The sequence below is a fragment of the Pseudomonas sp. Sample_9 genome, from assembly GCF_004307535.1.
In the GTDB taxonomy this organism is placed as follows: Bacteria; Pseudomonadota; Gammaproteobacteria; order Pseudomonadales; family Pseudomonadaceae; genus Aquipseudomonas; species Aquipseudomonas mercuritolerans.
This window is the reverse complement of record NZ_RAZO01000045.1, coordinates 1-6,321: the sequence shown is the minus strand read 5'-3', so window position 1 is coordinate 6,321 and position 6,321 is coordinate 1. Positions and strand designations below refer to the sequence as shown.

Sequence of the window (6,321 nt, the reverse complement as noted above, 5' to 3'; positions counted from 1 at the left end):
CATTGCGCGGCGGCTGGTAATGCTCGTCAGTGGGCTGAGGCATTTCGCCGATGCCGATGGCCGGGCAGTCTTGCTGCAGATCCCGTAGCCAACGGTTCAATTCGCTGGACTCGCCCAAAGTGGCGCCGCCCCCCAGCAAGTAACCCAACGCCGACAGGTGCAGCACAGAGCTGTTGTTATTGCCGCGCTTGAGATCAGTGACGCCCAGCCAGCAGGCATGCTGTGCACGGGTCAACGCGACATACAGCAGCCGCAAATCCTCGGCGAGTCGTTCGTCATCCGCTTGGCTAATCAGCTCGGCGGTCGGTTTGAGACTGATCTGCGCCTTGCCCGCAACGTCGTGGTAATGCAACGGCAGACGGCTGCCATCCACCGGTTTCGCCGAGCAAATGAATGGCAGGAATACCAGCGGATATTCCAGCCCCTTGGATTTGTGGATGGTCACCACTTTGACCAGTTGCTCGTCGCTTTCCAGACGCAGAATCTGCTCTTCACCGGCCTGACCGGACAGTGCCAGCAGCTCGGCCAGATGACGGATCAAAGCTTGCTCACCGTCGAGTTCAGCAGCGGCCTGCTGCATCAGTTCCGACAAGTGCAAAAGGTTGGTCAGTACGCGCTCGCCGTCACTGCGCTGCATCAGGGTTTGCGGCAAATGGAAGTCGTGAAGCAGGCGCCGCAACATCGGCAGAACGCCCTGTTTACGCCACAGTTCGCGATAGCCGCGGAACTGCATGACCCGGGCTTCCCAGACCATCTCGTCCTGGTTCAGACGTTCCAGCTCGATCAGCGGCAGGTCCAGGGTAGTGCAGGCCAGCGCAGCCTTCAGCGAACGTTCGACATCGGGTTCGGCGCAGGCCTTCAGCCAGGCCAGCAGATCGTGCGCCTCTTGCGCGGCGAACACCGAATCCTTGTCTGATAGATAAACGCTGCGCACTCCTCTGGCGGCGAGTTCGGCGCGTACGGCCTGGGCTTCTTTACCGTCGCGGACGAGGATCGCAATATCCGAAGGACGCAGACCTCTGAAGTCATCTGCCTGAACGAAACCAGCGCTACCGGTTTGCCCGCCATTGAGCAGTGCGGTGATTTCACTGGCGCAGGCGGCGGCCATTTGCTGACGATAAACCGCGCCAGAAAGCGGCTGATCGCTGGGCAATAGCCAGACATTCAGTGCCGCGAAGTCTTGCCCGACAATCCGCAGCGTTTCCTTGCGTCCCTGAGACTCGACCGGGAGGAACGGCACCGGGTTTTCGCCGGTTTTCTCGCGAAACAAAAACGCGCCGCGTCCCTGCTCTCGGGACTCGGCGCGTTCGAATACGTGATTGACCGCCGTCACCATACCGTGGCTGGAGCGGAAGTTGGTGCCGAGCGTATGCAAGCGGCCGGTGGTGGCCTGACGTGCGCGCAGGTAGGTGTAGATGTCCGCACCGCGAAAGGCGTAGATCGCCTGCTTAGGGTCGCCGATCAGGAACAGGCCGGTGTCAGGGTGATTGTCTTCGATGCGGTAGATGCTTTCGAAGATGCGGTATTGCACCGGATCGGTGTCCTGGAATTCGTCGATCAGCGCGACAGGGAACTGCTCGCGGATCAGTGTCGCCAAGCGCTCGCCGCCCTCTGATTGAAGCGCGGCATCCAGACGCAGCAGCATGTCGTCGAAACCCATTTCTGCGCGACGGCGCTTCTCTTCTTCAAAGCGTGCACCGACCCACTTGGCGGCGTGTTGCAGAACAGCGGCATCGGGTGTCGGCAATGCGTCGAGGCTCGACTTGAGTGCGGACATGGCGTCCAGCCCCGGATGACTCGGGGCCTGGCCTTTCCAGGCCTCGGCCATGCCTTCGGGTGTCAGACGGGTGAAGCCGGTGCCAATGTCCAGTTGCTCAAGCGATTCGTCTGCGGCCCAGGTCTTGAGCTTGTCGAACCAGGGCTCGAAATAACGCGCCTGCATCTTGCGGCCATCGACGGTTTTGCTGGCCACGCCCTCATGGCACAGAGCAAGCAGCTCGTCTGCCCAGTCACGCCAAGGCATTTTCAGTTCGACCAACGCCGCTCGCCGCTCCAGCAAACATTCGGCGATCAGCTCCGCCGGCACCTTGCCTTCAGCGGTGTCACGCTCGCTGGCGAACAAGCCGCGCACCCGAGGCAACAACGCTGCGGGGCCACCCCAATTGCTGCGCACCCAGTTCAGCGCATCGCCCTGCATCGGATAACAGAACAGTCGCCAGTAATCGCGCAGCACCTCGCCGAGCAAATCGCTGTGATCGGTTTCCAGGGATTGCGTGAAGAGGCTGCCGCTGTCGAACGCATGCTCGCGCAGCATGCGCTGACACCAACTGTGAATGGTCGAGACAGCGGCTTCGTCCATCCACTGCGCTGCGATATCGAGGCGGTTGGCACAGCCCGGCCATTGCTGCGGATCGAACTGATCGCGCAGCTCGGCAATCAGTCCGTCGGGGGCAGTGATTTCACCGCGGAAGAATCGCGCGGCCTCAGCCAAGCGTGTCCGAATGCGTTCACGCAGCTCTTTGGTGGCAGCGTCGGTAAACGTCACTACGAGGATCTGCGGCGGCAGCAATTCGCGTGCGAAACCGCTTGTCTCGCCGCCATGACCGAGAATCAGCCGCAGATAAAGTGCCGAGATCGTAAAGGTTTTTCCGGTGCCGGCGCTTGCTTCGATCAACTGACTGCCGCGCAGCGGGAAGGCCAGAGCCAACGGTGTTTTCGTACTCATGCGCGCGCACCTTCGCTGGACAAGGAACGCCAGGGCGCTTCGAATAATGGGCGGTACAAGGCGTCGCACCAGCCGGTGAAGGTTTCGTCTGCCAACAATGCATCGAAGTCGGGATATTGCCGGAGCAGTGCCGGGCTTTCACGCCGCTCGCCCTCGCTGGTCTGGCCGTCACCTTCATAGGCTTTTCGTGCAGCGGCTTCGGCTTTGACCGGGTCAGTTTGAGACAACCAGGCGAACGCGGTTTTTATCGCAATCGGCAAGGGTTGGCGCATTCCGGATTGCCAGGCAAGAAGCAGGTCACCGAGCAAACGCAGCGCTCGGTCTCGCTCCATTGGCTCAAGCAACAATGTGTCGTCACTGGCGACCAATGCCGTGGTCAACGCATGCTCGCTGGCGCAGGCGATCAGATGAGTGACCCACGGTTTGGTCAGCCGGTGCCACTTGCGCGTTTTGATCGAGCCGATGCTGTTGGGAATGGTAGTGACTGACAGCAGGCCGCCATCGGCACGTTGGTGCAAGCTTGAGAGCCAGCCTTCCAGCCGCACAGCTTGCAAGTCGAGGCTGACCGGGATTGCGCTGGTCAAAGGCGTCGGCCATAACGTCAGCAACTGTTGATAACGCTGCAGTAGATCCGGCAGCGGTTCGATCAACTCGCGCTGCAGACATTCGCCAAAGCCAGCCATCGGCAACAAGCCACTGTTTTGCAGGCGCAGCGCCCGGGCTTGCAGCGCCTGATCGATATTGTCCGGCTGGCTCAGTGCGGCTTCCAGCAAGCTGTCGCTCAGCGTGTAGCGCTGTAGGGCGTCCAGCACGAAAGGTTCTTCATCTGCCAACGGCGCTTGCGCCGCCTCGAAATAGACCTTGAGACGTTGTGTGAAAAAATGCCGAACCGGATTACGCAGAAAGTCCTGCAGTAAAGCCAGTGTCAGCGGTTCTTCCTGAACATACGGCGCGAGTAACGGCGCCTCGCTTTGCTGCGCTTTCTCTTGATGCAACACCTGCCACTCGCTGGCGTAGCTGAACAGTTGCTCGCCTTCGTGGAAATAGCGGGCGCTGAAAGGTTGCAGAGGATGTTCTTCGGTCAGCACGTCCAACAGATCCTGGCTTGGGTCGATTGAACGCCAGCCGCTGGCGAGGTGATCGCGCAACTGGCCGATCAGTACCGAGGCAGGTCGTTCGCTGTTGTCACGGATGCTGCGACCGACCCAACTGATATAGAGCTGAGAACGTGCGGACAACAGCGCTTCGAGTAACAGGTAGCGGTCGTCTTCACGTCGTGAGCGATCCCCAGGTCGGTAATCGCTGCCCATCAGATCGAAGTCCAGCGGTGGTTGCGCGCGGGGATAATCGCCGTCGTTCATGCCCAGCAGACAAACCAGTTTGAAAGGAATGGCACGCATCGGCATCAAGGTGCAGAAATTTACCGCACCGGCGAGGAATCGTTGCGACAAACGGCCCTGATCCAGCCCGGCGAGCCAGGCTTCTCGCACGACAGTCAGCGGCAGTTCGTCAGTCAGCCCGACCGCCTCGCAGGTTTCCAGCCAGGTCTCGCGAAGCTCCTCCAACTGGGTCAGCAGATAATCGTCATGCTCGTTGCTGGCTTGGAAAAACACTTGCATCAGCGCCTGCAAGCGCAGCCCCCACTCTTTTGGTTGAGCCGGTTGCGTGAGTTGCTGGTGAGCGATTTCCAAGGCATCCAGCAGAGCCACCAGTGGACCGATCAGGGCAGCATCAAGCCCACCAATTTCATCGTAAGGTTCTATACCTGCACATGCCTCGGCACTGCCGACGGCGTACCCCAGCAGCATTCGGCGCAGGCCGAAATGCCAGCTGTTCTGCTCCAGTTCCTCTGGCAATCCGAGACCGGCCCGTTGCTCCGCGCTCATGCCCCAACGCACGCCGGCGCCTTCGATCCAGCGGTGCAGAGTTGGCAGATCGCGTTCTTCTACGCCAAAGCGAGCGCGCAGGGCTGGAACATCGAGCAAGTCGAGGATCTCACTGACTGGGAAACGGCTGTCCGGAAGCTTGAGCAGGTGCTCGACTGCGATTAGTAACGGATCGCGGCCACGCTGGCCCTGATCCGCCAAAGTGAACGGAATGAAGCGCGGGTCAAATCGATCGAGCTGACCGAAAACTGCGCGGATATGCGGTGCATAGCTGTCGATATCCGGGACCATGACGATCACATCTCGCGGGCGCAGATCCGGGTCGGCACTGAAACGCGCCAGGAGTTGATCGTGCAGGATCTCGACTTCACGCTGGGCGCTGTGGGCGATGTGAAAACGTATTGAATGGTCTTGGGTTGCATCGACCGCAGGCCAGAGTTCGCGTGTCTCGTTGAGTGGACGTAACTCCAGAATGTCGTCCTGAAGCTGGTTAAGCATGTTGTGGGGTTGGGCTTCGCTGAACAGGTCGATGCGTCCGTGACGAAAGGCTGCGCGGTAGCTGTTGGGATCGTCGTAGCTGTCGAGCAGGTTGATATAGTCGCGACCTTGCTTGCCCCAAGCGGCCAGCAACGGATGCGCGTGCTGATGCAGGGTCTCGGCATCAAGCACGGCGGGCATCCCGCTTTTGCGCTGTTGCCGTTTGTATTGATGCCGCAGCAGATCCTTGTCGGCGACGATATCGGCCCAGTGATGGCGACAAGGGTTATGTACGCAAAGCAGCACCTGGCTGAAACGTGCCAGACCGGCCAGCGCTTCAAGTACCTGCGCGGGCAATGAAGAAATACCGAAGACGATCACGCGTGGTGGCAGCGCAGCCGGAGCCTCATCAAGGGTGTTGATTCGCTCCATGAAGCGTTGATGCACGCCGGCACGACTCTGCGCCATGCCTTGTTCGCCGACGTCATCCAGCAGCGCTCGCCACAACTCGGCCTGCCAGCAGCTGGTCGGTGGCAGCGGCTTTATTTCACCTCGCACATTACGCAGTTGGTGGCGGCCGTCCGCCCAATCTTCGAGCCAGTCGGCCCGGTATACCTGATATTGGTCAAACAGATCGGCGAGACGCTCCGACAACTGATAGCGCTTGCGCAGGTCGCCGTCGTGGGTGAGGAAGCGTTGCAGCGGCTCAAAATGTCGGCGGTCGATTACCTGTGGCAAGAGGCGCATCAGACGCCAGGTCAGCGGTGCTTTATCGAGCAGGGATTTCGCTGGAATCTCTTCCCGTCCCAATACCATGCGATACAGCTGCCACATGAAACTGCCGGGTAGTTGCACGTCAATCGCCGCAGCGATCCCGCAACCGCCAAGGTCGTCGCCTTCGGGATCCTCGGCCAGTGCCAGTTTGAGCCATTGAGCGATGCCGTTGCTTTGCACCAACGCGATTTCGTTTTCCAGGGGTGCCAGTGGGTAGCGCCGCATGATGCTGACCACAAGGCTGCGCAGCTCATCGAGACTGTTGCTCTGAACCACCATGAATGCAGCGTTGAGGGACTGGGCGTCCGACATATGGATTCCTTGGAAAATCGCTAAAGCCGAGGCAGAACCTTAGCATTGTCGGCCGGCTGTGACAGCCGGACGAGGTCTGCAAAGGCTGTAAGAACTTTCTCGCAGGCAAAACAAAACCCCAACTGCTTTCGCAATTGGGGTTTCGGA

General features: G+C 60.0%; 2 protein-coding genes. Both read right to left on the bottom strand.

Translation table 11 applies throughout. The features are described from left to right. The coding region (recB, locus tag D6877_RS02785; protein ID WP_130909766.1) for an exodeoxyribonuclease V subunit beta at positions 1-2,725 on the bottom strand (2,725 nt) is incomplete at its 3' end. Beyond that, positions 2,722-6,174, bottom strand: a complete 3,453-nt coding sequence (gene recC / locus D6877_RS02780; RefSeq protein ID WP_130909765.1) for an exodeoxyribonuclease V subunit gamma — start codon at positions 6,172-6,174, stop codon at positions 2,722-2,724. The genes recC and recB, both read right to left, overlap by 4 nt. Positions 6,175-6,321 lie beyond the last annotated feature (147 nt).